At 38.7% G+C, this 25756-nt stretch carries 29 protein-coding genes; 22 read left to right on the top strand and 7 right to left on the bottom strand.

Going from position 1 to position 25756, the window contains the following annotated elements; all coding sequences use genetic code 11:
* The first annotated feature begins 80 nt into the window (after positions 1-80).
* The 10 genes from ACUN24_RS04825 (at position 81) to ACUN24_RS04780 (ending at position 8683) form a co-directional block, all read left to right on the top strand.
* The gene (locus tag ACUN24_RS04825; RefSeq protein WP_445561486.1) at positions 81-1304 is read left to right on the top strand and encodes an HD domain-containing protein; all 1224 of its coding nucleotides are present in this window, start codon (positions 81-83) and stop codon (positions 1302-1304) included.
* 121 nt (positions 1305-1425) lie between these two features.
* Entirely contained in the window at positions 1426-2502 is a 1077-nt protein-coding gene (lpxD, locus tag ACUN24_RS04820) for a UDP-3-O-(3-hydroxymyristoyl)glucosamine N-acyltransferase (RefSeq protein WP_445561485.1), read from the top strand.
* Complete coding sequence (locus ACUN24_RS04815) at positions 2492-3907, top strand: bifunctional UDP-3-O-[3-hydroxymyristoyl] N-acetylglucosamine deacetylase/3-hydroxyacyl-ACP dehydratase (RefSeq protein ID WP_445561484.1); 1416 nt, start codon at positions 2492-2494, stop codon at positions 3905-3907. Before lpxD ends, ACUN24_RS04815 begins: the two co-directional genes overlap by 11 nt.
* On the top strand, positions 3904-4689 hold the full coding sequence (gene lpxA / locus ACUN24_RS04810; protein ID WP_025141731.1) for an acyl-ACP--UDP-N-acetylglucosamine O-acyltransferase: 786 nt from the start codon (positions 3904-3906) through the stop codon (positions 4687-4689). Before ACUN24_RS04815 ends, lpxA begins: the two co-directional genes overlap by 4 nt.
* 68 nt (positions 4690-4757) lie before the next feature.
* Entirely contained in the window at positions 4758-5225 is a 468-nt protein-coding gene (locus ACUN24_RS04805; protein WP_445561483.1) for a GNAT family N-acetyltransferase, read from the top strand.
* 14 nt (positions 5226-5239) lie between these two features.
* Positions 5240-5854, top strand: coding sequence for an ABC transporter ATP-binding protein (locus tag ACUN24_RS04800; protein WP_445561482.1), 615 nt, complete (start codon positions 5240-5242; stop codon positions 5852-5854).
* Between the two features lie 525 nt (positions 5855-6379).
* The gene (gene efp / locus ACUN24_RS04795; RefSeq protein ID WP_132395886.1) at positions 6380-6940 is read left to right on the top strand and encodes an elongation factor P; all 561 of its coding nucleotides are present in this window, start codon (positions 6380-6382) and stop codon (positions 6938-6940) included.
* A 132-nt stretch (positions 6941-7072) separates the two neighbouring features.
* A complete protein-coding gene (gene efp / locus ACUN24_RS04790) occupies positions 7073-7633 on the top strand; it encodes an elongation factor P (protein WP_108197094.1) in 561 nt (186 codons plus the stop codon).
* A 320-nt stretch (positions 7634-7953) separates the two neighbouring features.
* Complete coding sequence (locus tag ACUN24_RS04785; protein ID WP_445561481.1) at positions 7954-8514, top strand: 5-formyltetrahydrofolate cyclo-ligase; 561 nt, start codon at positions 7954-7956, stop codon at positions 8512-8514.
* Positions 8515-8524: 10 nt separating this feature from the next.
* The gene (locus ACUN24_RS04780) at positions 8525-8683 is read left to right on the top strand and encodes a hypothetical protein (RefSeq protein WP_157255332.1); all 159 of its coding nucleotides are present in this window, start codon (positions 8525-8527) and stop codon (positions 8681-8683) included.
* Between the two features lie 139 nt (positions 8684-8822).
* Here ACUN24_RS04780 and ACUN24_RS04775 read toward each other — a convergent pair whose 3' ends face one another.
* From ACUN24_RS04775 to ACUN24_RS04765, 3 genes are all read right to left on the bottom strand, one after another.
* On the bottom strand, positions 8823-9794 hold the full coding sequence (locus ACUN24_RS04775) for a formimidoylglutamase (RefSeq protein WP_445561480.1): 972 nt from the start codon (positions 9792-9794) through the stop codon (positions 8823-8825).
* Positions 9787-11028, bottom strand: coding sequence for an imidazolonepropionase (gene hutI, locus ACUN24_RS04770; RefSeq protein ID WP_445561479.1), 1242 nt, complete (start codon positions 11026-11028; stop codon positions 9787-9789). Before hutI ends, ACUN24_RS04775 begins: the two co-directional genes overlap by 8 nt.
* An 84-nt stretch (positions 11029-11112) precedes the next feature.
* Entirely contained in the window at positions 11113-11880 is a 768-nt protein-coding gene (locus ACUN24_RS04765) for an exodeoxyribonuclease III (RefSeq protein ID WP_445561478.1), read from the bottom strand.
* 170 nt (positions 11881-12050) lie between these two features.
* On the opposite strand from ACUN24_RS04765, the gene ACUN24_RS04760 reads away from it, so the two are divergent.
* Together ACUN24_RS04760 and ACUN24_RS04755 are read left to right on the top strand one after the other, a co-directional pair.
* Positions 12051-12278 (top strand): hypothetical protein, encoded by a 228-nt coding sequence (locus tag ACUN24_RS04760; protein WP_445561477.1) that lies wholly within the window; start codon positions 12051-12053, stop codon positions 12276-12278.
* Positions 12275-12562, top strand: a complete 288-nt coding sequence (locus ACUN24_RS04755) for a type II toxin-antitoxin system RelE/ParE family toxin (RefSeq protein ID WP_445561476.1) — start codon at positions 12275-12277, stop codon at positions 12560-12562. Before ACUN24_RS04760 ends, ACUN24_RS04755 begins: the two co-directional genes overlap by 4 nt.
* A 12-nt stretch (positions 12563-12574) precedes the next feature.
* Here ACUN24_RS04755 and ACUN24_RS04750 read toward each other — a convergent pair whose 3' ends face one another.
* The gene (locus tag ACUN24_RS04750) at positions 12575-13276 is read right to left on the bottom strand and encodes a peptidylprolyl isomerase (protein WP_445561475.1); all 702 of its coding nucleotides are present in this window, start codon (positions 13274-13276) and stop codon (positions 12575-12577) included.
* A gap of 34 nt (positions 13277-13310) precedes the next feature.
* On the opposite strand from ACUN24_RS04750, the gene ACUN24_RS04745 reads away from it, so the two are divergent.
* The 8 genes from ACUN24_RS04745 to ACUN24_RS04710 all read left to right on the top strand — a co-directional run bounded on the left by ACUN24_RS04745 (position 13311) and on the right by ACUN24_RS04710 (position 19025).
* Complete coding sequence (locus ACUN24_RS04745) at positions 13311-13772, top strand: HYC_CC_PP family protein (RefSeq protein ID WP_445561474.1); 462 nt, start codon at positions 13311-13313, stop codon at positions 13770-13772.
* Between the two features lie 87 nt (positions 13773-13859).
* Positions 13860-14396 carry a heavy-metal-associated domain-containing protein gene (locus tag ACUN24_RS04740; protein ID WP_445561473.1) on the top strand — a complete coding sequence of 179 codons (537 nt, stop codon included), beginning with the start codon at positions 13860-13862 and terminating at the stop codon, positions 14394-14396.
* A 1-nt stretch (position 14397) separates the two neighbouring features.
* The gene (locus ACUN24_RS04735; protein ID WP_445561472.1) at positions 14398-15210 is read left to right on the top strand and encodes a hypothetical protein; all 813 of its coding nucleotides are present in this window, start codon (positions 14398-14400) and stop codon (positions 15208-15210) included.
* An 87-nt stretch (positions 15211-15297) separates the two neighbouring features.
* Complete coding sequence (locus tag ACUN24_RS04730; protein WP_445561471.1) at positions 15298-15801, top strand: DUF3347 domain-containing protein; 504 nt, start codon at positions 15298-15300, stop codon at positions 15799-15801.
* Positions 15801-16361, top strand: coding sequence for a helix-turn-helix domain-containing protein (locus ACUN24_RS04725; protein WP_445561470.1), 561 nt, complete (start codon positions 15801-15803; stop codon positions 16359-16361). Before ACUN24_RS04730 ends, ACUN24_RS04725 begins: the two co-directional genes overlap by 1 nt.
* Positions 16362-16622: 261 nt before the next feature.
* Positions 16623-17195 (top strand): YceI family protein, encoded by a 573-nt coding sequence (locus tag ACUN24_RS04720; protein ID WP_315417316.1) that lies wholly within the window; start codon positions 16623-16625, stop codon positions 17193-17195.
* Between the two features lie 111 nt (positions 17196-17306).
* Positions 17307-18131, top strand: a complete 825-nt coding sequence (gene ygiD / locus ACUN24_RS04715; protein ID WP_445561469.1) for a 4,5-DOPA-extradiol-dioxygenase — start codon at positions 17307-17309, stop codon at positions 18129-18131.
* A 174-nt stretch (positions 18132-18305) separates the two neighbouring features.
* On the top strand, positions 18306-19025 hold the full coding sequence (locus ACUN24_RS04710; RefSeq protein WP_445561468.1) for a heavy-metal-associated domain-containing protein: 720 nt from the start codon (positions 18306-18308) through the stop codon (positions 19023-19025).
* Between the two features lie 100 nt (positions 19026-19125).
* Here ACUN24_RS04710 and ACUN24_RS04705 read toward each other — a convergent pair whose 3' ends face one another.
* The 3 genes from ACUN24_RS04705 to ACUN24_RS04695 all read right to left on the bottom strand — a co-directional run bounded on the left by ACUN24_RS04705 (position 19126) and on the right by ACUN24_RS04695 (position 21718).
* Entirely contained in the window at positions 19126-19602 is a 477-nt protein-coding gene (locus ACUN24_RS04705) for a DUF6265 family protein (protein ID WP_445561467.1), read from the bottom strand.
* The gene (locus ACUN24_RS04700; protein WP_445561466.1) at positions 19599-20123 is read right to left on the bottom strand and encodes a YfiT family bacillithiol transferase; all 525 of its coding nucleotides are present in this window, start codon (positions 20121-20123) and stop codon (positions 19599-19601) included. The genes ACUN24_RS04705 and ACUN24_RS04700 overlap by 4 nt, the downstream gene beginning before the upstream one ends.
* A gap of 197 nt (positions 20124-20320) precedes the next feature.
* Entirely contained in the window at positions 20321-21718 is a 1398-nt protein-coding gene (locus ACUN24_RS04695; RefSeq protein ID WP_445561465.1) for an aldehyde dehydrogenase family protein, read from the bottom strand.
* Between the two features lie 133 nt (positions 21719-21851).
* Here ACUN24_RS04695 and ACUN24_RS04690 point away from each other — a divergent pair, with 133 nt between their 5' ends.
* Both ACUN24_RS04690 and ACUN24_RS04685 read left to right on the top strand, forming a co-directional pair.
* Positions 21852-23036, top strand: a complete 1185-nt coding sequence (locus ACUN24_RS04690; RefSeq protein ID WP_445561464.1) for a hypothetical protein — start codon at positions 21852-21854, stop codon at positions 23034-23036.
* Between the two features lie 176 nt (positions 23037-23212).
* Positions 23213-25597 carry a prolyl oligopeptidase family serine peptidase gene (locus tag ACUN24_RS04685; protein WP_445561463.1) on the top strand — a complete coding sequence of 795 codons (2385 nt, stop codon included), beginning with the start codon at positions 23213-23215 and terminating at the stop codon, positions 25595-25597.
* Positions 25598-25756 lie beyond the last annotated feature (159 nt).

Here is a 25756-nt window from a genome sequence, read left to right as displayed (position 1 = left end):
TAATTTTGGCAGGTAAATCAAACTGTGAATAAAAATAGCAATTTTTGTACCGTATCTAGCTATTTAACTATTTTTAACGATTGAATAAGAAGAAAATAATAAATGATCCGGTTTACGGATTCATCAGTATTCCATCCGAATTGGTTTACGATGTGATCTCACATCCCTATTTCCAGCGTTTGCGCTACATTAAACAGTTGGGGATGACGCATTTGGTATATCCGGGAGCTTTACATACTCGTTTTCACCATGCTTTGGGCGCAATGCATTTAATGAGTTTGGCCATCAATCTGTTAAAAAGTAAAGGACATACCATAACCGATGGCGAAGAAGAAGCAGCCATTTTGGCCATCTTATTACACGATATCGGACATGGCCCTTTTTCACATGCACTGGAGCATTCTTTGGTTACCGGAATCAGGCACGAAGATATCTCCGCAAAACTGATGCATGATCTGAATGCACACTTCGACGGACGTTTAACCCATGCCATTGAGATTTTTAACGGCACCTACCCTAAAAAATTTCTTCATCAGTTGATTTCTGGTCAGTTAGATCTCGATAGAATGGATTATTTAAACCGCGATAGCTTTTTTACAGGTGTAAGCGAGGGCGTAATAAGTTTCGATCGGATTATTAAAATGTTCAATGTTTACGATGATGACCTGGTGATTGAAGAGAAAGGCATTTATTCGATTGAGAAATTTTTAATTGCCCGCAGGCTGATGTATTGGCAGGTTTATCTGCACAAAACAGTAATATCAGGCGAGATGATTTTGGTGAAATTATTGGAACGTGCAAAAGAATTATCCGCAGCTGGCGAAAACTTATTTGCTTCACCATCCTTAAATTATTTTCTAAAAAACGATATCAACGAGGCAAATTTCTTTGCGCAGCACGAAAATCTCGAACATTTTACGAACCTTGATGATCAGGATATTTATGCCGCCGTTAAGGTTTGGACCAAACATGACGATAAAATTTTGTCTGCATTGTGTAAAATGCTTACTTCCAGAAACCTTTACAAAGTGGAAATGGGCAACGAAAAGGCAAATATTGACCGTGTAAACTTTTTGCAAGGTGCTGCAGTCAGTTTGTTAGAAATTAAGCCACAAGAGGCCCGGTATTTTGTTTTTACCGATTCTATCCAAAACCGTGCATATAATGCAGGGGTCGGAAATATTAAGATTTTAATGAAGAATAACGATATTGTTGATATTGCAAAGGCTTCTGATTTATCTAACCTGGAGTCACTGCAAAAAACTGTAGAAAAATATATCCTCTGTTACCCCAGAGGGATTTAAGGTTATTTAACAAAATATTTAACTTTTAGTGCCGTTTTAAGTCTTATTATTGTGTAAATATACACAGTTTAACCTGAGCAGGTTTTTTTGTTCATATCAATTTAACACATACCTTTGTACGATGCAATTTACTGCCACGCAGATAAGTCAGTTTCTGAACGGTTCCATTGATGGTAACCCCGATGTAGCCGTTACCGAACTTTCTAAAATAGAAGACGGGAAAGAAGGCTCTTTGTCTTTTCTTTCTAACCCTAAGTACGAAAACTTTTTGTATTCTACTCAGGCGTCAGTTGTTATCGTATCAAAAGACTTTGCTCCTACCCAGCCTTATACCAGCACACTAATACGTGTTGAAAATCCATATAGTGCTTTTACAATTTTACTGGATAAATATAATGAAGCCATTAATGCTTCGGCAATACAATCCGGGATTGATAAACTTGCCTTCGTTCATCCTACAGCAAAAATCGGCAATAACGTATTTATTGATGCTTTTGCCTACGTTGCCGAAAATGTAGAGATTGCCGATGGCTGTAAAATAAATGCACAAACCTTTATTGGCGCTAATTCTAAAATCGGCAATAACAGCACTTTTTTTCCCGGTGTAAAAATTTATCACAATTCTATAATCGGTAGCAGGGTGGTTATTCATGCTAATACCGTTATTGGAAGTGATGGTTTTGGTTTCGCCCCACAAAAAGACGGCACTTACAATAAAATCCCGCAGATTGGAAACGTTATAATCGAAGACGACGTAGAAATTGGCGCAAATACAACTGTAGATCGTGCAACAATGGGATCAACAATTGTAAAGAAAGGCGCAAAAATCGATAATCTGATCCAGATTGCCCATAACGTAGAAATTGGCGAAAACACTGTTTTAGCCGCACAGTCGGGTATATCAGGAAGTACAAAAATTGGACCAAACAGTGTTGTTGGCGGGCAAGTTGGTATAGCCGGGCACTTAACCTTAGCAAAGGGCACACAGATTGGCGCTCAGGCCGGTATAAATTTTAATATCACTGAAGAAAATAAACAATGGCATGGTAGTCCGGCGCAACCATTGCGCAATTGGATGCGTGCCTCTGTCATTTTCAAACATCTTCCGGATGTAGAGAAAAGAATAAATGCGCTCGAAGAGGAATTGAAAAAGCTTACTGCTGAACTGGAAAAGAATACAATACACAATGAACGTTAGACAAAAAACGATTAAACAAGAAATATCAGCCTCTGGTGTAGGTTTACACACAGGTGCTAATGTGACTTTAACATTTTGCCCGGCCCCCGAAAATCATGGCTTTAAATTTCAGCGTATTGATTTAGATGGCCACCCGATTATCGAAGCTGATGCAGATAACGTAACTGATACTTCACGCGGAACAACACTTACCCAAAACGGTGCCAGCGTAAGCACGGTAGAACACGTAATGGCTTCTTTAGTGGGTATGGACCTTGACAACATACTGATCAAATTAGACGGACCAGAAACTCCAATTATGGACGGGAGTTCTATTCAGTTTGTTGATTTATTGGAAGAAGTAGGAACAGTTGAGCAAAATGCCGATCGTGAGTATTTTACCATTCCACACAATATTACTTATACTGAAGAAGACAGAAAAGTAGAAATTGTGGCCATGCCGTTAGACGATTACCGTTTTACCTGCATGATCGATTATAACTCTCCTGTCTTGGGCAGCCAGCACGCCGGCATTAATACCATTGCAGAGTTTAAAAAAGAAATTGCATCCTGCCGTACTTTCTGCTTCTTACACGAATTAGAATACCAGTTATCGCACAATCTAATTAAAGGTGGTGATTTAAATAACGCCATTGTAATTGTAGATAAAGAGGTTACCAAAGATGAATTAAGCCACCTGGCTAAATTATTTAACCGTAAAGATATTGATGTTGCCCCACAAGGGATTTTAAACAACATGGAATTGCGTTACCAGAACGAGCCTGCCCGCCATAAACTTTTGGATATGATTGGCGATTTAGCCTTGGTTGGTATGCACTTAAAAGGCCACATTATGGCCGCCCGCCCTGGCCATGCGGCAAACGTTGCTTTTGCAAAAAAAATTAAAGCAGCCATTAAAAAAGAGAAAAACAAAAAAATACAGAAGGTTTACGATCCAAGTGCAAAACCATTATATGACGTGGTTCAGATTATGGATATTTTGCCTCATCGTCAGCCATTTTTATTTGTAGACAAAATATTAGAGCTTTCGAAAAATCATGTGGTAGGCGTTAAAAACGTAACTATGAACGAAGAGTTTTTTAAAGGTCACTTTCCCGGCGCACCGGTTTTTCCGGGTGTAATCCAGATTGAGGCTATGGCCCAGGTTGGTGGTATTTTAGTGTTAAGTACAGTTCCGGATCCCAGAAATTATTTAACCTATTTCTTAAAAATAGATAACGTACGTTTTAGGGCACAGGTTCTTCCTGGCGATACGATTGTTTTCCGTTGCGATTTACTTGAACCCATCAGAAGGGGCATTGCCCAGATGAAAGGTGTAGGTATGGTTGGCGAAAAAATCGTTGTCGAAGCCGAAATGATGGCTCAAATTTCAAAAATTAAACAAGCAGAACCCGCCCAACAATGATACAACCCCTAGCATATATACATCCTCAGGCAAAAATTGCCGAAAACGTTGTAATTGAACCTTTTGTAGTCATACATAAAGACGTTGTAATTGGAGAGGGAACATGGATCGGATCGAACGTTACCATTATGGATGGCGCACGTATCGGTAAAAATTGCCGCATATTCCCTGGTGCCGTTATTTCTGGCGAACCACAGGATTTAAAATTTGCCGGTGAAATAACTACTGCAGAAATCGGCGATAATACCACTATACGTGAGTGCGTTACCATCAACCGTGGCACTAAAGATAAATGGAAAACCACCATAGGCAGTAATTGTCTGATTCAGGCTTATTCGCACATCGCGCACGATTGCGAGGTGGGTAATAACTGTATTTTCTCCAACAGCACCACATTGGCTGGCCACATTACTATTGGAAACAATGTAGTTTTGGCAGGCTTGGTTGCTATACACCAATTCGTTAAAGTTGGTTCTTATGCCTTTGTAACCGGTGGTTCATTGGTACGTAAAGATGTTCCGCCTTATGTTAAAGCGGCTCGTGAGCCACTTTCTTATGCAGGCATTAACTCTGTGGGGTTGCGTAGAAGAGGTTTTACCAACGAACAGATTGATGAGATTCAGGAAATTTACCGTGTACTTTTCGTTAAACACAATAACGTAACGAAAGCTTTAGACATGATCGAAGCCGAATTTAAACCAACGGAAATCCGTGATGAAATTGTAGATTTTATCCGCAATTCTAACCGTGGGGTAATGAAGGGTTTTGGCATGGGCAGTTAGTAAGGTAGAGGGTTGAAAGGTTTAAGGCGGAAGGTGAAAACCAGCCTTAAACAAAATCGAAAAATATAATGAGTGATTTAACGCTAATCAGAACAGATTCAGACCATACCGATTTTAGAGAATTGGTTGTTTTGCTGGATCAGGATTTAGCTGTTAGAGATGGTGACGATCATACTTTTTATGCGCAGTTTAACAAAGTTGATGCGATTAAAGAAGTGATTGTTGCCTACCAAAATGATGTACCCGTTGGTTGTGGTGCCATAAAACCTTTCTCAGCAACAGAAGCAGAAGTAAAGAGGATGTTTGTGCATCCCGATTACAGGAAACGAGGGATAGCTGCTAAAGTTTTACATGAACTGGAAAGCTGGGCTACCGAACTCGGCTTTGACGCATGTGTTTTAGAAACTGGCAAAAAACAACCGGAGGCCATCGCACTTTATCAAAAAGTAGGATATCATATTATCCCTAACTATGGCCAGTACATTGGCGTTGACAATAGCGTTTGTATGAGTAAACCGCTTAGCGCTAAACCCTAAACGCCCCACTGCAAATGAATATTACTTTACAAAATGTTGGCAGAAGGTTTAATAAAGAGTGGATTTTCAGGAATTTAAGCACTGAATTTTCTTCTGGTAATAGTTATGCCATATTAGGGCCTAATGGCTCTGGCAAATCAACATTATTAAGTGTGCTAACGGGTAGCTTATCCCCTTCTGAGGGCCAAATTTCATTTTCAAACACAAAAGATATCCCTGTAGAAAATATTTACAAGTACATCAGTTTGGCAGCACCATATCTTGAACTGGTTGAAACTTTTACACTAAAAGAAAGCATCGATTTCCACTTTAAGTTCAAAAATTTTGCTTCTGGCCTGGATGCAAAAAAGCTGGTCAGTATATTAGGATTAGAAAAAGCAGCAAACAAACAAATCAAGTACTTTTCGTCTGGAATGAAGCAAAGAACCAAACTAGCTTTGGCATGTTGTGCGGATACACCTATTTTATTTTTAGACGAGCCGACGAGTAATTTAGATGTTCAGGGTATAAGTTGGTACCGTGAACTGATCGAAAATTTTGGAAAAGAGCGGCTTACCATAATTGGTTCAAATCAAATACAAGAATACGAATTCTGCTCGGCACAACTACAAATATCAGACTATAAGTAGGTTAACATCCAAAAAAGCCTTTTCTTAAACGTATGTTTTGTCATACATTTGTACTAAAAATAATTTTTTCAAAAAATATTTTGTAATTGATAAATTGTTCTTACCTTTGCACCACCAAAAAGAGAAACAATTATTTAATTTATCTCTTCCAGGAAACGTTCATATTTTCCGCATTGCGGAATCAAAAATATAGCCCTTAAAAGGCAAAGAGTTTTTCATAGTTTAGTTTGAGGTTTAGGTTGATTATGCCTTTGGAGTGGTTCCCAAAGGCATTTCTTTTATGCGGAGTTTTTTGTCGTTTCGGCGGCAATTATTTTATGCACAAGCCTCTCATTTCTAAACCCGATTGCACGAAAATACTTTTTGGTGCAGCCACTTCAATAAGTTTGCACATATAATTACAAAAAGATTGAAGAAAAAGCGGGACCGTCCTACCCGATTAATGCTGGTTTCGCTTTTCAAATCATCATTCCTTTTTTTAACTTTGGTATTCAAAACAATTGACAAAACAATATTTCATTATAAATGGCAAAAGCATCAGAAGTAAAAAGCGGAAATGTGCTTCGTTTTAACGGAGAGTTGGTAAGCGTAGAAGAATATATCCACCGTACTCCAGGAAATTTAAGGGCTTTTTATCAGGCCCGTATGCGCAATGTAAAAACCGGGAAAATTGTAGAATACCGTTTCCGGACAGATGAAGAGGTGACCATTTGCAGAGTAGAAACGAACGATTATCAATACCTGTATGAGGATGGCGATTACCTGGTAGTGATGGACAACAACACTTACGAACAGTACAATATCCCAAAGCTGCTTTTTGGCAGTTCGATTAAATTCCTGAAAGAAGGCATGAATGTAACCATTGCTTTTGAAAGCGATGAACCGATCGTTGCCCAGCTTCCTAATAGTGTAGAGCTAGAAATCACCTACTCTGAACCTGCTGTAAAAGGCGATACCTCAACCAGCGCGCAAAAATATGCCACTGTAGAAACTGGTGCTGAAATTAGGGTTCCTTTGTTTATTAATCAAGGAGATAAGGTGAAGATTGATACCAAAACAGGTGAATATATGGAGCGGGTAAAATAGCATAACAGAAGGTTTAAATTTTCTTAAACCCTAAGCCTTCTGCCTTAAACCTTTATAGGTTTTTATCAAAATAATTTTACCTTTGCCGTCACGAAAAACTAAAATACAAAACCCAATTTGGGATAACACAATATGGCAAAAGCATCAGAAATTAAAACAGGCAACATCCTTCGCATTAACAACGAACTGGTTACTGTTGACGAATGGAATCACCGTACACCAGGAAAAGGTGGCGCATTTTATACCGGTAAATTCCGTAACATTAAATCGGGAAGAATTGTTGAGGCACGTATGAATACCGACGAGGCTGTAGAAATCTGTCGCGTAGAAACCAGTGATTACCAATATTTATACGAAGAAGGTGATTATTTGGTAGTAATGGATAACAACAGCTACGAACAGTTTAATGTTGAGAAAGCTTTATTTGGTTCTGCTATTAAATTCTTAAAAGAAGGCATGAACATCATCGTTTCAATGGAAAGCGAAGAAGCAATTATGGCGCAGTTGCCAAACTTTGCAGAATTCGAAATTACTTATTCGGAGCCTGCTGTTAAAGGCGATACTTCTACAAATGCATTAAAAGCAGCAACATTAGAAAACGGTGTTGAGGTTAAAGTACCGATGTTCGTAAACCAAGGTGATAAAATTAAAATTGATACCCGTACCGGCGAATATGTTGAGCGTGTAAAATAATTTAAACACACACTTAAAAGCCTCTGAAATTAAATTTCAGAGGCTTTTTTTGTTCCTCAAAATCAGTGAGGTTTAAACCCATAATGCTAAATAAACCGCATCTCTTAGATGTACTAAGGTGACTTAGGTGGTCATCTTCTTTTGAAAAAGCAGGGTTCGTGTGATTGGGTTACGACAGTCACACTCCGCTTGTAGTGCCGGCGTGAAGCCATCAGCTACCATTGCAATCGGGTTTATTTAACCAAGGCCTTTAGGCCTTAAGTCACAAAACCTCGCAGATTTCGAAACCTGCGAGGCTTGAAAAATATTACCTTTGTTTTATGGTAAAAGCCGAAATCAGAAAACAAGCGTTAAAAGACAGATTGCAACTAAATGACTCAATGTATCATGCGTTAAACGAATCGCTTTTAAAACAGTTTAAAACACTTGATTTTAGCCAAATTAAAACCCTGCACATCTTTTTACCCATTACAGAAAAAAAAGAGCCGGATACTTTTTTATTGATCGAGTGGCTCAACGAAACCCATCCTGAAATTAAAATCATTGTGCCTAAGGCCGATTTTGAAACAGCACTGATGACCCACCACGAATACCTGGGTGAAGGAGACCTGAAAAAAAACCTTTACAATATTCTAGAGCCACAAAAAGGAAACCTTCACGAAGGAGAAATAGATATGGTCATTATTCCACTGTTAGCCTTTGATAAACAAGGCTACCGCGTAGGTTATGGCAAAGGTTTTTATGATCGCTTTCTCCAGGATATAAATGCTCAGAAAATAGGTTTATCTTTGCATCCTGCAATTGAGAAAATCGATGATGTAAATGAACACGACATCAAATTAGATTTTTGCATAACACCAACAGAAATTATAAAATTTTAAGCTTACCGGCATGCCACAGGAAATCGTTATCAAAACCGAAAAACAATACGAAGACAACATGATTGCGGTATTCGAATTACAAGAAAAAGAAGAATTAACCGCCGAAGACCTGAAACAGATTGAATTGATGTTAAAGGCTGGTGAGAAATACGAAGCGGAGCATTTGTAGAGCCCTACCTACAATCGTCACCCTGAACTTGTTTCAGGGTCCATTTATAAGGCATTTATCGCAAGAAAGATCCTGAAATAAGTTCAGGATGACGAAACGAATTAGATACCCCGTGTTTTCTATACATCCCTGCCTAAACCTAAGAAATATTTGCTTTCACAAAATCACTCACTAAATAAGCGATTAACTTAGATGTGAGCTTACTCACCCTCCCATCAAGCATCCGCGTGGCGCCTTCGCATATATGCAAGTAAGAAAATTTCTTAGCATGGGTTAAAATCAGTTTTCGAATATCGTTAACGGCAAATCCAGAGGGTGTTTCAGCACTTGAAAGTACATTCTGAATGCAATCTAAGTCGATTTCTAAACCCGCAGCAGGCCCTAATCCATCAAAAAAACCATTGACATCGGCACCCATTAAAATAGCATCAAAAAATACCGCCTTTAATTTTGGATTGTTATCAATCTGGCTTAAAATAGCTTCATTGTTATAATTCTGATGCAAACCATACATAAAATAATTATTCAGGTAATTTTCTTTTAAAGCGTAAGAAAATCCATTGCCACTATGCCGGCCTTCCAACTCCCTTAAATCGGCATGCGCATCTACATTTAATACATCAATTGAGCCTTTACAGGCTAAAGAAGTACCTTTAATCATGCCATAAGCATTGTTATGACCTCCACCAATTACAATAGGAATTTTGCCTGCAGCTACAATTTTTTCTATGACCGGATAAACCAATTCATCAATTTCGGCTACTTTATTTCTTAAAGCTTCAATAGAAGAATCTTCAGGTTCAATAATTTCAAAATGCCCCAATACCAAAATTTCTCCACCACTTAAAAAGCGGTTACTCTGGACATTTAGAAAAGCTGTTAAACTTGCGCGCCATGCCGATGCTGCTCCCGCAATACCTGCATTAGCCCTTACCCCTATATCTTCAGGGATTCCCAGCAACACAAATTTTGAATTGTTCGCTTCTAACCCTTCTATAGAGATTGCTTCATGTTGATAGGTATTAACCCTTTCGCCAAGCTTGGTTTCGCCATCACGATGGATAATCAAATGCTCAATGTCGCTTTGCGAATATATTTTAAGGTTATCCATGATAAATCTCGCCATTTAAAATCACCGTATCAACCTGGCTTTCACCAAAACTGTACGGCAAATAGGCTATTGAGGGCATTAGTTTTGTGATAAATAAATTTGCTTTTTTTCCAATGGCAATGCTTCCATAACTTTCGCTGATCTCCATTGCTGCCGCTCCGTTTAAAGTAGCCGCATTGATGGCCTGCTCCGGAAACATTTTCATTTTAATACAGCCCAGCGACACCACAAAATTCATATTTCCTGAAGGTGTTGATCCCGGGTTATAATCGGTAGCCAAAGCCACAGGCAAATCGGCTTTAATAAAGTTTTTAGCATCTGCAAATGGAATACCTAAATAAAACGAACAAGAAGGCAGTAATGTTACAATGGTATCGGCATTTCTTAACGTATCGATGGTTTCCTCGTTACTTTCTTCCAAATGATCGACTGAAATGGCATTATTGTTAACCGCCACCTCAATAGCTCCCGAAACAGAAAGCTGATTGGCATGTATTTTAGGTTTTAAACCATATTTTGCTCCTGCTTTGAGTATCTGATCGGTTTCTTCTACAGAGAAAAAACCTTTTTCGCAGAAAACATCAATATAATCGGCCAGGTTTTCTTCTGCTATCCGAGGTAACATTTCATTAATAATCAAGCTGATATAACCTTGATGATCATTTTTAAATTCGACAGGAAAGGCATGGGCAGCCAGAAAAGTTGCCTTGATAGGGATTGGAAACTCATCTTTTAACCTGCGGATTACCCTAAGCATTTTTATTTCACTCGCTGTGGTTAGTCCATATCCACTTTTAATTTCAACCGCACCTGTTCCTTGTAGAATCATCTGTTTTAACCTAACTACTGCACTTTCAAACAATTCATCTTCCGTTGCTTTTTGAAGTTTATTGGCCGAATTTAAAATCCCACCACCTGCCGCCGCAATTTCTTCATAACTTTTGCCCTGTATTTTCATGGCAAACTCTTCTTCCCGTGAGGCCGCAAAAACAATATGGGTATGGCTGTCGCACCAGGATGGGAAAATGTATCTGCCTTCGGCAGAGATTTGAGATGTGAGACCTGAGATGTGAGAGGGGATTGAATCCATTTCACCAAAATCTTTGATCAGGTCCTCTTCTATCAAAAGCCATGCATTTTCGAGAACAGGTAAATGATTCAGTTCGCTGCCACGAAGCACTAATTTATTTTTAGGGTGAAGACCTACAAGGCCTTTTATATTGGTGATTAGCATTTGGTTCGTTTATTGAGTATGAGTAAAAGTATCGGGTAATCAGGATCTGATTTTGTAAACCCCTGATCCATTTTACATCTTACATTATTCCATTTCCAATAGAACCGGGCAATGATCTGAATGTATGGCATCGGGTAAAATCATTACATTTTTCAAACGGCTTTCCATTGGTCTTGTAACCAGATGGTAGTCGATACGCCAACCCAGGTTCTTTCCTCTCGATCCGGCACGGTAACTCCACCAGGTGTAATGATGCGGGTCTTTATTAAAATGACGAAAAGTATCGATGAAGCCGTTATCCAGAAATAATTGCATCCACTCTCTTTCCTCTGGTAAAAACCCTGAAGAATTTGCATTCGATTTTGGATTATGGATGTCAATAGCAGTATGACAGATGTTATAATCGCCGCTTACTATCAAATCTGGGATCTCTTTACGCAAGTCTCCGATGTACCCGTCAAAAAACCGCATAAATTCGTACTTTTTCACCTGCCTTTCATCTCCGCTAGATCCGGAGGGCATGTATAAACTCATTAATGAGAAATCATCAAAATCGGCCCTTAAAATCCGTCCTTCTTTATCGATCCATTCTTCACCGCAGCCAAATTCTACATGTTTAGGTTTAATTTTAGACAAAATGGCTACGCCGCTATATCCTTTTTTCTCTGCCGGGAACCAATAATGGTGATAACCCAACTGCTCAATCAGTGCAATAATTTCAGGGATTTGCGAAGGCAGCGCCTTTACTTCCTGCAAACAGACCATGTCAGCGTTTGTAGCTTGTAACCAGCCAAAAAAGTTTTTGGTACTTGCTGCCCTAATTCCGTTTACGTTATAGGAAATAATTTTCATCAGTTAAATTCAGTTTTCAATGGTGATGAAGCAATTATGATTTTTTATCACTGAGTGATAGTAAATCATGATAGTTTCATTCAGTAAATTTCAATTGTTGTGGGCGGTAAATTTAGAAATTAATTGAATAAATGCTTAGTAATTGAGATTTGCTTTCATTAAATTTGTTTATGAGCATCGAGGAGTTAAAAATAGAAATCGCAAAAAAAGTATTGGAAACGGACGATGAAGACCTTTTGTCAGAGATAGAGATGCTTTTAAACTACAATGAAAAGGTTGTTTTAGAAGAATTACCAAAACATGTTCAAGAAGGCATTAAAAGAGGACTAAAACAAGCTGAAGAGGGAAAGTTAACGCCTCATGATGAAGTAATGAAACGGTATGCTAAATATTTATGAGTTTACCAATATTCTGGACCGATGAAGCAAAAGAAACTTTTGATGCAATCTTCTTCTTTATTCTTGATAAATTCAGCGAACAATCAGCGAAAAAATTTTTAAAACAGACGAATAAAATCATTCAAATAATAAAAGTACAACCTGAAATTTTTGAGGCTTCTATTTTCGATCAATGTAGAAAAGGAAGAATAACGAATCAGACTTCTGTTTTTTATGAGATCCAAGATAAACAAATTCGGCTTTTATTCTTTTTTGACAACAGACAAGCCCCCTTGATTACATAATCATCTTATCTTTCAGGGTATCTGCAATAATTGTTTTTCCAATTTTTTCGCGGCTCTTCTTTTTAAAACGGTAACTTCCATTTTTACATCCTGTTTTGGGCGGTTGTTTTTATCGGTTTCCAGAGCGGCAATTTTATCTACCATATCCAAGCCAACCACAATTTCGCCATAAACAGTATAATTGCGATCTAAATGCGGGGTGCCCCCTATTGTTTTATAAACCTCACGCTGCCATTCAGGGATTTTAAATTTTAAACGTTTCTCTTCTACACTGTTTAACTGCTGATCGGTAAAAACCTTTCCTTGTACCAGGTAAAACTGACTACCGCTTGATGCTTTTGATGGATTAACATCATCGCCTTCCCTGGCAGCAGCCAGAACGCCTTTTTTGTGAAACAAGCTATCATTAAACTCAGCTGGGATGGTATACTTCGGCCCTCCTTCACCCAATAAAGAATCAGGTTTGGCATTTTTAGAATCCGGATCACCACCCTGAATCATAAAATCTTTGATCACCCTGTGAAACAAAACATCATTGTAGTATCCCTGTTTAACCAGTTTTAAAAAATTATCACGGTGTAGAGGCGTTTGGTTATATAGCTTAATAATGCATTCTCCAAATTCGGTTTTAATGCGTACATATTTATTTTTGGGCTTTGCGGCAAAGGCTGAAAGCATCGAAAAGGTGCAGAGGAATAATAATATTTTCTTCATTTAACTGGTGTTTGAGGCTAAATTAAGCTAAAAAATGAAATTCAGTAAAGAAATAACCGCTTTATTCGATAATTTTTGCTTTACCTTTGTATTAATGAAGTTAAAACAAAAAATAGCACTTTCTTTGGCTGTATTCTATGCAGTTAGTGTTATGGGTTTGGCTTTAAGTCTCCATTTCTGTGGGGGCAAACTGGAAAACGTTAAACTTTTCAGCAATGAGATTTCATGCAAATTCTGCAAGGATATTCCTGCTGAAAAGAAAGATGACGGTTGTTGCAAAAATACCCAGGTCACAGTTAAAGTAAAAGATAGTCACCATGCAGAGGCCGAGTTACAAATGCCAAAACTGTTTTCTATCCAGCTTTTTCTACACCCTCCTGTTTTAGCATTTCTAAGCAGCATTGGTCCAAAGTTTTTTAGTAAAATTTCGAACAAAGCACCGCCATTATCCTCGCGGATTGCTTTGCATATTTTCAATTGCATTTTTAGGAATTAGGATTTTAAACATCGGCTCGTCAATGCATCATTTTGCATTTCGACAGGCTCAATGTGACATTTCCTTAAATTCTAATTCAAAAAAATCATGAAAGCAATAAAAATATTCAGCATCGTTATGCTATTTTTCGCCGTTAATGTTTCGGCACAACAAATCTCTACAGCAGATTTACAGGTAACCGGTTTAACCTGTTCTATGTGCTCAAACGCAACACAAAAATCTTTAGAAACCCTCGGCTTTATCAGTAGCGTTAAACCTGATTTAAATAAAAACATTTTTGTTTTAACCTTTAAAAAAGACGCCAACGTTAACCTTGATCTGGTCCGCAAAAAAGTTCAGGATGCAGGTTTTTCAGTAGGCGGTTTAACGGCTAACTTCAATTTTAATGATGTTAAGGTAGACGACAAAGGTCAGGCTATTGTTAACGGCAATGTGTACCGTTTTGTAAATGTAAAAGGTAAAACGCTTAGTGGCAACGTAAAGGCCAGCGTAGTGGATAAAGATTTCATATCTGGTTCTGCATTTAAAAAACAGGCAACCACTGCTAATTCTGATGCTTATGCAAGCGGCACCGGTATTGTAAACGGTAAAAAAACCCGTATTTACCATTTAGTTCTTTCGTAAGATGAGGCGGATATTCGTATTGGCGCTGATGATGATCGGCGCTTATGCCAGTGTTTCGGCACAAGAACTGTATGTATTTACAGAGCCTGCAAGTAATATGCCTACTAAATCAATCGGTGTAAGGCTTACCAACGAGGGCATGTTCAACTATCCGGGTTACGTAAGCCGGACGATCCCGGAGGTAATGATCGGTTTCAACAAAAATCTGATGATGCATGCACAGGCTTTTCTCTCGGATATGGATGGAAAATACCGTTTAGAAGGAGGAAGTTTATACGCCAAGTACCGGCTTTTATCCTTAGATGAAGCGCATAGCCATTTCAGGGCATCGGCTTTTGGAAGGGCAAGCACCAGCAGGCGCCCAACATACACAAGAGATATTAATCTTGAGGGTGACAATAGTGGCGTACAAGGTGGATTGATCTTCACACAGCTGCTGCACAAACTGGCATTATCATCAACCTTGGGTTATGCACATGCTTTTGAAAACAGCGACAGGCAGATTGCTGGAATGCCGCAGCCAAAGAACATGTTGTCGTACAGTTTATCGTCGGGTTATTTGGTTTTACCAGTAGTTTATAAGGATTACAAACAGCCCAATTTTAATGTATATTTAGAATTGCTGGGTAAAACCGATCCGGGCAGTGGCCAGTCTTATCTGGATATCGCTCCTGCTGTACAAATGATTTTGAACAGTACAACCCGCATCGATTTTGGCTACCGCTTTCAGGCAGCCGGAAATATGGATAACCGATACACCAAAAACATGTACCTGCTTCGGGCAGAATTTAACTTCTTTAACGTTTTAAAATAAAAAAATAACGAAGCGATCATGGTTTTCATATTAAACTGAACATGAAACCATGATCGCCTCATCAGCATTAAAAACAATATAAAAAAGATGAAAAAAATATTAGGATTAGTTGTCATCATGACGATCGCAACAACAGCTTTTACTTATGCACAAAGCAAAACAGACACAGCCTTAAATCAAGTATTAACGGCATATTACGATGTAAAAAATGCGCTGGCAACCGATAAAAAAGATTTAGCTATTGAAAAAGTGAAAGTTTTATCGGCAAAGGTAAATGCCGTTAATCATAAAGATTTACCAGCCGATCAACATAAAATATTTATGGAACAAGCGGCCATTATTAAAAGTAAAGCCGCGCTACTTGCAGGTTCAAACGACATCAAAACACAGAGAAAAGCCTTTGAAGGGATTTCTTATGCAATGATCAAAACGTTGAAAGGCCTGAAATTTAATAGTCAAAACGTTTATATTCAACATTGCCCAATGGCGAAGGCGAGCTGGTTAAATGAAAAAGAAAACATCGAAAATCCATATTATGGAAGCATGATGTTTGATTGTGGCGACGTTTCTGAAACCATAAAATCGAACTAATGAAACTGCATATCAAAAATATGGTATGCAACCGTTGCAAAATGGTGGTTAAGGCCGAGCTGGAAAAGCTTGGCTTTAAACCGCTATTGGTTGAGCTTGGCGAAGTTACCCTTGCTGAAAACATAGTAGCAGAGGATAAAATCAAAATTGCGGAACAACTGACCCATTTTGGCTTCGAATTGCTGGAGGATAAAAAAACTCAAATTGCAGAACAGATTAAAACGGCCATCATTAACCTCGTACATTATACCAAAGAACCTTTAAAGATCAATCTTTCTGCCTACCTCAGCGAGCAGTTAAAACAGGAATATACGAGCTTAAGCAGCATTTTTTCTGAGGTCGAAAACCAAACGATTGAGAAGTATTTCATTGCTCAAAAAATAGAAAAAGCAAAAGAAATGCTTACCTACGGCGAACTCACCCTTAGCGAAATTGCCTACCAGCTAAATTACAGCAGTGTAGCTCACCTATCGGCACAATTCAAAAAAGTAACCGAAATTACGCCTTCAGTTTATAAAGCAACATCAAAAGACAGCAGGAAAACGCTGGATGAGGTCTGATAATGTAAAATGGAAGAAGTAAGATGGAGGATGGGCTAAAGTTTATGGTCAATGGTTAGATAGATCATGGTTGATGGTTAATCGGCCTATTGTCTATGAACTATGAACCAGAAAACCATCAACCACTTATCAATTCAACAATCCCAGCAATTTAGCCATTCCAACAGTTAACCGATACCCCCTCTATCCAATTTCTTACCATACGTCAAGACTGATCGACTGATAATCAGCTATTTTTGCATCTAAATAAAATCACTAAATATGAAAAAATTATTCTTATTTCTGATCGCTACCTCAATTAGTGTGGCATCATTTGCACAAACCAGCTGGAAGATAGATCCAATGCACTCATTTGTAAACTTTTCGGTTAAACACATGGGCATTTCTTTTGTTGATGGCTCATTCAAAAAATTCGACGGGACAGTTTCTGCATCTAAACCAGATTTAACTGATGCTAAAATTGCCTTTACCGTAGATGTAAGCAGCATTACTACAGGTGTTGAAATGAGAGATGGTCACTTAAAAACTGATGATTTCTTTAACGCAGAGAAATTTCCAACGATGAAATTCGAAAGCACTTCTTTCAAAAAATTAAGTGGTAACAATTATGAGTTAAGTGGTAAATTAACCATCCGTGATGTAACTAAAGATGTAAAATTTGCGGTTGTTTATGGTGGTACAGCTAAAGACCAGCAAGGTAACACTAAAGCAGGTTTTGGTGCAACTACAACCATTAACCGTTTAGATTATAATATTAAATATGATCCAACTGGTGCAGGTGTTGCAAAAGATGTTGCGATCAAATTAAACCTGGAGTTTGTTCAGGGAAAATAAATATAGGATCATTATTTATCCATATTGATGATCTGATAAAAATCTGTCACATTGAGCTTGTCGAAATGCATGTAGGTGCTTCGACAGGCTCAGCATGACAAACCCGATATTATGTCTGCACTATCCCAATTCAGAAATTTTACTCAACGCTTGCCTCAAACGGATTTAATGCCAACGCTTTTTATTGGCCATGGGTCTCCTATGAACGGGATTGAAAATAATGAGTTTAGTGAGAGTTGGGTAGATTTGGCCAAACATATCCCTGTTCCAAAAGCAGTTTTGGTAGTATCGGCACATTGGTACACCCACGGTACTTTTGTAACTGCAATGGGTTTCCCAAGTACCATCCACGATTTTGGTGGTTTCCCTCAGGCACTTTTCGATGTTCAATATCCTGCTCCTGGCGATCCGAAACTTGCTGCAGAAATCCCTGGTCTAATACCCTCAACTCCTGTTGGTTTAGACCACGATTGGGGTTTAGACCATGGCACCTGGACAGTAGTAAAGCACATGTATCCAAATGCGGACATCCCTGTTCTGCAATTGAGTATTGATTATACCAAATCGCCTGGACAACATTATGAAATTGCCAGAGAAATTTATGCACTCCGCAAAAAAGGGATATTGGTTATAGGTAGTGGAAATATGGTGCACAATCTACGCATGTTAAGCTGGGAAATGATTAATGGCGGCGGTTACGATTGGGCAATTGAAATGAACGATAAATTCAAAAATTTAATTGCAAATGGCGATTTTCAACCTTTAATCAATTACCGCAACCTTGGCAGTGATGCGATGCTGGCTATCCCTACTCCGGAACATTATTTACCCCTCATTTATACGCTTGGAATGAAAAACGATAAGGAAGAGGTTTCGTTTTTTAATGATAAAGCAGTTGGAGGTTCGTTAACGATGACATCAGTTCTGGTGGGATAAATTTTGCCATGCTGAGACACAAAGCATCTTTAAACGATGAAAACTTCCTCTCTACAGTAAAAGATTCTTCACTGCGTTCAGAATGACAACAATCTAAAACTCTATAAAACTTTATGATTATTCTGTAACGCTTATTGCTACCTGAAGCGGTAAATTTGTATAAAGAATTCAATCATGACACATACCTATCGACTCACAGGCATGACCTGCAGCGGTTGCGAAAATAAAGTTAAAAGTAACCTGCTTACATTACCAGATGTAACCTCGGTTGAGGTTTCTAAAGACGCCAATACTGCTACCGTTAGCATGGATAAACATATCGGTTTAGATACCTTGCAACAAGCTTTAGGCGGTACTGACAGCAAATATCAGATTTCTGCCGCGCATCATAATGAAACGCTTGAAGAAACAAAATCCTGGGCCGAAACCTACAAACCCATTCTGTTGATCTTTGGGTATGTAACCACAATATCGTTAGTGGTTTCGTGGCAGGCCAATGCCATCAATTTTATGGTGTTTATGCGCGTTTTTATGGCAGGTTTCTTCCTTACCTTTTCTTTCTTTAAAATGCTCAACTTAAAAGCATTTGCCGAAAGTTATGCCATGTACGACATCGTGGCTAAAAAATTCAGCGCTTGGGGTTATATCTATGCCTTTATCGAATTAGGCTTAGGCTTATCCTTTGCATTAAACCTATCGCCTGTTATTGTGAATTGGGTCACCCTGATCGTAATGACCATCAGTATCCTTGGAGTTTTAGAAAGCGTTTTAAACAAAAAGAAAATTCAATGCGCTTGCCTGGGCGCGGTGTTTAACCTGCCCATGAGTACAGTAACCATTGTTGAAGATGCGATTATGATTGCCATGAGCGCAGCCATGTTAATTTTGATGTAGTTAGATATTATCTCTTTTTTAACGTGATCGTCACCCTGAATTTATTTCAGGGTCTTTCATGCTAAAAAGATGCTGAAATAAATTCAGCATGACGAATCGTCTATTGCCGCTTATATCTAAATTCCGATTTTCGGCTTTTCCCATTAAGTTCACCTTCAATCCAGGCGAGCATTTCATTTTTCCCCTGGTTTTGATAAACTATTCTTTGCGGAAAATCGTGTGCCGTATTTTCGAAAATATAGATCTGATCTTTTGTGGAAATAAGCTTAAAACAGACTTCCTCACCTTCATTCTGATTAGCAACCGTTGAACAATAGAAAACATCTTTTCCTATTTTTCTGATCTGTAAGGTTTCGGTAAGAACGCTATCTCCTTTTGCATTGACACGATAACTCTTGCCTTTCAGTATTTTATCGGCACCCTGGCTCCATTGTTCCACAATTTTACCTTTGGGAGTCTGCATTTCCCATGAACCTAATACAAAAGAAAAGATTTTTGATGGATCTTTTTGCGCTTTAACATTGCCGTAAAATCCAACAAAAAATAAAATCAAGGAGTATAAATAGATTCTTTTCATTTTGTTATGGTATTGGTAATGTGTGCCAGGTGGTGTTTTCCGTGCCAGGCATACATGCCCAGCATATTGGCCAAAGTGAGTTCTTTATTCTGGGCAGGATGAATGTATTTCCTCTGGTAATCTTCTACTTTCAGTGTTTTTAAAAAAGCAACCCAACGCTGATGTAAACCAGTTAACAGCTCAATCGACAATTTGATGTCACCATTTCTTGCTTCTTCGGTTTCTGCCCAGCGTTCCTCATAATATGGTCTGATTACCGGAATTTCTTCAGTAATGGCCTGCTTAAAACGGATATAGGCATTGAGATGACTGTCCGGAACATGATGAACAACCTGCCTCAATGTCCAGCCTCCTGGACGATAGGTTTGATTCAGTTCTTCATCTGTTAAATTTTCTGTAGCCTTTTTAATCTGGCCAGGTAATGCCTCTATTTCAGAAATCCAGGTATCAATTTGTTTTTGATCGAAAATATCAGGCATAGCAAATTGACCGATCGGGTATTTAAGTTGTTCTAAATCCATGGAACCAAAATAAGGAGAATTATCGAGTTTTTAACCGCAAAGATCACTACAAGCCGCACGAGGTCGTCATTGCGAGAAGGCTTTTTCAGCCGACGAAGCAATCTTACAACGATCGCTAACAGCGTGCGCATTAAGATTGCTTCGTACCTCGCAATGACGATTCTTTCTTTATTTCACTTTATTTAAGGAGGTTTCATCTACATCAATTTCTTTAACCATTTCAATAACCCCATTTTTGGCGCATACGGAGGATAAATCATTTTGGTTAAACCCAATTTTGATTGAAAAACAACAGACCTCTCATGCGAAAAGGTTTTAAAACCAAAAATACCATGACAGCTTCCTACCCCACTGCTGTTAACACCACCAAAAGGCAAATTAGGGTTACTGATGTGAACCAGCACGTCGTTTACGCAGGTTCCGCCAGCGCTGGTTTCGTTTATGATTTTACGCTGGTTCTGCCCGCTACCAGAAAAAATATACAGTGCTAAAGGCTTGTTTTTGCTATTCAGTAAATCAATAGCTTCCTCCAGGTTTTTAAAGGTAATTACAGGTAAAACCGGGCCGAATATTTCCTCCTGCATGATGGCACTTTTTTCATTTACTGAAGTTAAAATTGTGGGCATTAGGGTTAAACTTTTCTCATCTGTTTCTCCACCAAAAGCTAATACTGCTCCATCGGCAATCGCATCTTCTTTTAGTTTATTTAAACGCTTAAACTGTTTATCGTTAATGATTTTGGCATAATCATTTTTATTAATTCCAGCGCCTTCACCGAACATTTTTCCGACTGCAATTTTGTAATGTTCAATAAAATCACTCTGCTTATTTTCTTCGATGAGGACATAATCCGGTGCAATACAGGTCTGCCCTGCATTAACCAGTTTACCCCAGGCGATTTTTTCAGCAGCCTTTTTAATATCACAGGTTCCGTCTACAATAGCCGGTGATTTTCCTCCAAGCTCCAAAGTAACCGAGGTCAGGTTTTTTGCCGCAGCTTCCATTACTACTTTACCAATTGCGGTGCTTCCGGTGAAAAAGATATGGTCAAACGGGAGTTTTAGCAGTTCGCTAGAAACATTGGCATCTCCTTCAAAACAGGCAATTTCCTTGGGTTCAAAAGTGGCTGCAATTAATTTACTGATCACGCCGGCTGTTGCTTCGCTTAATTCGGACGGTTTAAGGATCACACAATTTCCTGCCGCTACTGCCGAAACCAAAGGACTCATCATCAATTGTAATGGGTAATTCCATGGGGCAATAATCAAACAAACACCTTTGGGTTCATAATAGATTTTATTACTCGCAAAAAAATTGCTCATGGTTCGGCCTGCTGATTTCGGTTTCATCCACCCTTTCAATTTTTTGATGGCAAAGTCGATTTCAGCATAGGTAAAGTACAGTTCAGTTACAGCACTTTCGAAACGGTTTTTACGCAGATCCTTTTCTAAAGCGCAGAATATTTCCTCTTCGGCTTTTTCCAGAGCGTGCTTAAGTAATTTTAACTTCCCGATACGGGCTTTAACATCTGTTTTGCGTAAATCGAATTTATATTTTTGCTGTAAATCGAAAACCGACTTTATCCGTTGTTCCATAATCACTTATTATTACTTGCTTTTACACTTATCGATTTTCCTTAAATTACGAGTTAAATTTAGTTAAAACACAGCCTTTTCATTAAAAATTCATTCATTTAAAGCATATTGCAGCAAATTTTAATAATAAAAGATGAAAAGATTGTTTTTTGTTTTCGCATTCATAATTCCACTTGTTATCCATGCCCAAACCATAAAAACAGATGTACTGGTTATCGGCAACGGCGATGCTGCTTATGCCGCATCTTTTCAGTCTTTTAAATCGGGCGTAAAAACCATCCAGCTTACCCAAAAAGAACCGTTGGATTTAAATAAAATAGCTGAAGCCAAAAGGGCTTTACTGCCTTTTTACCAAAGTTTTTTAAAGCGGGAAACTGAAAATGCGAAAAGCCTGGAAAGCCCAAAACCTAAACCGGATAAAAAAAGCCGGACAAAAGTAATTGTGGTAGATAGCACCTTACTTTTAAACGTCATCAACAACACAACTTACACAGAAATTAAACGTTCTGGCAGTGGTTGGGAAGTAAATCTCACAAAAGATAAAAGCATTAAAGCCAAAATTCTTGTGCTAGCCGACAACCCTGAAAAATTGCTTTCGGAACTAAAAATCTCCACTTTAAATCCTGCATCTTCAAGTCCGTTAAACTATAACGAAAATACTTACCGGACAACTATATCCAGGATTTCTTCAGGAGCCAGCTTTTTATCCCTGTACAGCTTATTGATCCCAGATCAGGAAAATTTGCTTTATATCTCTAAAGATCAATTTGAAATTGGACAAGCAGCCGGGGCAACCGCAGCTTATGCCGCATTTTTCGACACCAAAATCAGTTTGTCAAATTTAAAAAGAATCCAGGGAGAATTATTGGCCTATAAGCACGCGTTAATGCCCTTTGAAGATGTAAAAATGACGGATTCCAATTGGTTAGCCATTCAAAAAGTAGGTATTACAGGGATTATTAAAGCAGAAATCACAAAGGGAAAAGCTTATTTCGCACCTGAAAAAGAAGTTACTTATCAAGAGATAAAAGAACCGATCAAAGAATATTATTATAAAGCACAGATCTGGTTCGACGATCATCAGAATATCCCCATTAACTTAGAAAACACCATTTCCCTGGTTTGTTATGTGGGGAATAAATCAGTTGATGCTACAAAAGCCGAACTTCAGAAAAAATGGAACAAAAATTATAGGTTTAGCAGTAATTACGATCTTAAAAAAGAATTGAGCAGACGCGAATTTGCAGTCATCATAAACGAATATTTAAAGCCTTTTGATGTTGTCAATGTAGATAAAACTGGCAGGGTGATCCGTTAACCTCACCCTATCAACGCTCGTGCAGCCAATCCTGCCTTTAGCTCCCTCTCCTTAAGGAGAGGGAGCGCACAGCCTTTGCAATGGGCACTGACATTTGAAGGGTGAGGTTGTAACATTTCCATTTCCTTTTAAAATTAGGTGGCGCTTTGCCTAAATTGCATCCAAACCTAAAATTCATGAAGAAATATTTACTTTTCCTTTTGCTTTGCACAGGCGAGTATGCTTTTGCACAACAACTGGCCCCTTTAACTGTCGAAAAAATTATGCGCGACCCAAAATGGATGGGTATTTCGCCAACTAATTTCCGCTGGACGGCAGATAGCAAAACCCTATATTTTAACTGGAACCCTGAAAATAAAGCCAAAGAAGAATTATTCAAAGTTTCGGCTGCTTCTTCAAAACCTGTTAAAGCCGCGGAAAAGGAAGATGAAAAACTATTGAGTTTAAACTACACCTACAATGCCGATCGCTCCCTTGGTTTGGTAGAAAAAAGCGGAGATATTTATTTACAGAACTTCAAAACGAATAAGGAAACGCGCTTAACCAGTACTCAGGAGAGGGAAAGCAGTCCGGCTTTTTTAACCAATGGAAATGTTGTTTACCAACTGGGCGATAATCTTTTCGTGGTTGATTTAAAATCAGCAGAAACCAAACAGCTTACCAATTTTGTTAAAGGTAAAAAAGCCGGAAGAGCAGAAAGCAAACCTACTACCGAACAGGATAAATGGTTAAAAGCACAACAAACCGAACTCTTCGATATTATTAAAAAACGAAATGCAGAAGCCAAAAACGGTTCACGCGGTGGAAGAGGCCGCTTTGGAAGTACCGCTGCAGATACAAAACCGTTAAAAGAGCTATATACTGAAGACAAGTTTTTAAATGGCGTAATCATTAGCCCTGATGGACATTTTATTACTTATAAATTAACTACGCCGGCACAGAACAACCACAATACCATTGTTCCGAACTATGTTACTTCTTCAGGTTATACCGAAGATATTCAGGGTAGAACAAAAGTTGGTGAAAATGAAAATACCTCGCTGGGTTTTATTTATGATACACAACGGGATACTGTTTATGCGATCCAAACCTCAACCATTACCGGTATAAAAGACTTGCCTGATTACCTGAAAGATTATCCAAAGGAACTGGATACCTTAAAAAAGAAAAATGCCGACCGGCCTGTAAATTTCTTTGGTCCGTTTTGGAATGATAATGGAAATTCTGCAATTGTTATGGCTACTTCTACCGATAATAAAGACCGCTGGATCCTGAAGCTGGATGCCTTAACAGGAAAATTTTCTTTGGTCGACCGCCAGCGCGACGAAGCATGGATTGGTGGACCAGGCATTAGCGGTTTTTACCAGGGCAGCACAGGCTGGATCGATAATAACCGCTTTTACTATCAAAGCGAAGCGACAGGATATTCGCACCTTTATGTGGTTAATGTAGCTACAGGTGATAAAAAACAACTTACTGCCGGCAAATGGGAAGTACAATCGGTACAGTTATCAAAAGATAGAAATACTTTTTATATCAAAGCGAATAAAGAACACCCAGGGATTACCAATTTCTTTAAAATTGGTGTAAATGGCGGTGAACTTGTTCAAATTACCACCATGAAGGGCTTAAATGACATTACCCTTTCTCCTGATGAGAAATACCTTGCCATTAATTATTCTTTCATGGACAAACCCGGAGAACTGTATCTCCAGCCAAATAGAGCGGGGGCTAAAGCCGTACAGGTTACGCAATCTACTTCTGCCGAATTTAATTCTTACAAATGGCGTCAACCCGATATGGTTACTTTTAAAAACCGTTATGGTGCGGACGTTTATGCAAGGGTTTATAAATCAGACAATCCACACCCTAACCATCCTGCGGTAGTTTTTGTGCATGGTGCAGGATATTTACAAAACGTACACTTTGGATGGAGCACCTACTTTCGCGAATTTATGTTTAACAATTTGCTGGCCGACAATGGTTATACCGTAATCGATATCGATTATACCGGAAGTTCTGGTTATGGCCGCGATCACCGCACCGGCATTTACCGCCACATGGGCGGAAAAGATTTAACCGACCAGGCCGATGGTGTTAAATTTTTGGTAGAGAAATATGGTGTTAATCCGCAGCACGTTGGTTTATACGGCGGCTCTTATGGTGGTTTTATCACGCTGATGGCCATGTTCAACGAATCGGATGTTTTTGCAAGTGGTGCTGCTTTACGTTCGGTTACCGATTGGGCACATTATAACCATGGCTATACCTCAAATATTTTAAACGAGCCTTATAACGACCCGATTGCCTATAAAAGAAGTTCGCCAATTTACTTCGCCGATAAATTAAAGGGCAATCTTTTAATGGCACATGGCATGGTGGATGTAAATGTGCATTTTCAGGATATTGTGCGGATTACACAGCGTTTTATAGAACTGGGTAAAAACAATTGGGAACTTGCCGTTTATCCGGTAGAGGACCATGGTTTTATCGAGCCAAGCAGCTGGACAGATGAGTATAAAAGGATATTTAAGCTATATGAGAATACTTTGAAGAAGTAACCTTCCATTTCGAGCGAAGAGAGGCGTAGCCGAGAACCACGAAGTGCTCAGCGAAGCTAAATCTATCAAGATGGATCTCTCCATTCCACTGCGTTTCAGTCGAGATGATGGACATTTTATAAAAAATAGAACCCCGCTATACTTCACATAAACAATATA

The sequence above is a fragment of the Pedobacter sp. WC2501 genome (assembly GCF_052682415.1).
The sequence above is the reverse complement of the archived record's forward strand: the minus strand, read 5'-3'. Positions and strand labels throughout refer to the sequence as shown.

Bases quoted from the DNA above. Each gene is read 5' to 3' on its own strand.
- ACUN24_RS04735 (WP_445561472.1), top strand. From the start codon at position 14,398: ATGAGGCGGATATTCGTATTGGCGCTGATGATGATCGGCGCTTATGCC.
- ACUN24_RS04690 (WP_445561464.1), top strand. From the start codon at position 21,852: ATGAAAAGATTGTTTTTTGTTTTCGCATTCATAATTCCACTTGTTATC.
- ACUN24_RS04740 (WP_445561473.1), top strand. From the start codon at position 13,860: ATGAAAGCAATAAAAATATTCAGCATCGTTATGCTATTTTTCGCCGTT.
- ACUN24_RS04785 (WP_445561481.1), top strand. From the start codon at position 7,954: ATGGTAAAAGCCGAAATCAGAAAACAAGCGTTAAAAGACAGATTGCAA.
- ACUN24_RS04685 (WP_445561463.1), top strand. From the start codon at position 23,213: ATGAAGAAATATTTACTTTTCCTTTTGCTTTGCACAGGCGAGTATGCT.
- ACUN24_RS04730 (WP_445561471.1), top strand. From the start codon at position 15,298: ATGAAAAAAATATTAGGATTAGTTGTCATCATGACGATCGCAACAACA.
- ACUN24_RS04725 (WP_445561470.1), top strand. From the start codon at position 15,801: ATGAAACTGCATATCAAAAATATGGTATGCAACCGTTGCAAAATGGTG.
- ACUN24_RS04765 (WP_445561478.1), bottom strand. From the start codon at position 11,880: ATGAAAATTATTTCCTATAACGTAAACGGAATTAGGGCAGCAAGTACC.
- ACUN24_RS04710 (WP_445561468.1), top strand. From the start codon at position 18,306: ATGACACATACCTATCGACTCACAGGCATGACCTGCAGCGGTTGCGAA.
- ACUN24_RS04815 (WP_445561484.1), top strand. From the start codon at position 2,492: ATGAACGTTAGACAAAAAACGATTAAACAAGAAATATCAGCCTCTGGT.
- ACUN24_RS04705 (WP_445561467.1), bottom strand. From the start codon at position 19,602: ATGAAAAGAATCTATTTATACTCCTTGATTTTATTTTTTGTTGGATTT.
- ACUN24_RS04720 (WP_315417316.1), top strand. From the start codon at position 16,623: ATGAAAAAATTATTCTTATTTCTGATCGCTACCTCAATTAGTGTGGCA.
- ACUN24_RS04805 (WP_445561483.1), top strand. From the start codon at position 4,758: ATGAGTGATTTAACGCTAATCAGAACAGATTCAGACCATACCGATTTT.
- efp (WP_108197094.1), top strand. From the start codon at position 7,073: ATGGCAAAAGCATCAGAAATTAAAACAGGCAACATCCTTCGCATTAAC.
- ACUN24_RS04760 (WP_445561477.1), top strand. From the start codon at position 12,051: ATGAGCATCGAGGAGTTAAAAATAGAAATCGCAAAAAAAGTATTGGAA.
- ACUN24_RS04780 (WP_157255332.1), top strand. From the start codon at position 8,525: ATGCCACAGGAAATCGTTATCAAAACCGAAAAACAATACGAAGACAAC.
- ACUN24_RS04700 (WP_445561466.1), bottom strand. From the start codon at position 20,123: ATGGATTTAGAACAACTTAAATACCCGATCGGTCAATTTGCTATGCCT.
- ACUN24_RS04755 (WP_445561476.1), top strand. From the start codon at position 12,275: ATGAGTTTACCAATATTCTGGACCGATGAAGCAAAAGAAACTTTTGAT.
- lpxA (WP_025141731.1), top strand. From the start codon at position 3,904: ATGATACAACCCCTAGCATATATACATCCTCAGGCAAAAATTGCCGAA.
- efp (WP_132395886.1), top strand. From the start codon at position 6,380: ATGGCAAAAGCATCAGAAGTAAAAAGCGGAAATGTGCTTCGTTTTAAC.
- ACUN24_RS04750 (WP_445561475.1), bottom strand. From the start codon at position 13,276: ATGAAGAAAATATTATTATTCCTCTGCACCTTTTCGATGCTTTCAGCC.
- ygiD (WP_445561469.1), top strand. From the start codon at position 17,307: ATGTCTGCACTATCCCAATTCAGAAATTTTACTCAACGCTTGCCTCAA.
- ACUN24_RS04775 (WP_445561480.1), bottom strand. From the start codon at position 9,794: ATGGATAACCTTAAAATATATTCGCAAAGCGACATTGAGCATTTGATT.
- ACUN24_RS04695 (WP_445561465.1), bottom strand. From the start codon at position 21,718: ATGGAACAACGGATAAAGTCGGTTTTCGATTTACAGCAAAAATATAAA.
- lpxD (WP_445561485.1), top strand. From the start codon at position 1,426: ATGCAATTTACTGCCACGCAGATAAGTCAGTTTCTGAACGGTTCCATT.
- ACUN24_RS04800 (WP_445561482.1), top strand. From the start codon at position 5,240: ATGAATATTACTTTACAAAATGTTGGCAGAAGGTTTAATAAAGAGTGG.
- hutI (WP_445561479.1), bottom strand. From the start codon at position 11,028: ATGCTAATCACCAATATAAAAGGCCTTGTAGGTCTTCACCCTAAAAAT.
- ACUN24_RS04745 (WP_445561474.1), top strand. From the start codon at position 13,311: ATGAAATTCAGTAAAGAAATAACCGCTTTATTCGATAATTTTTGCTTT.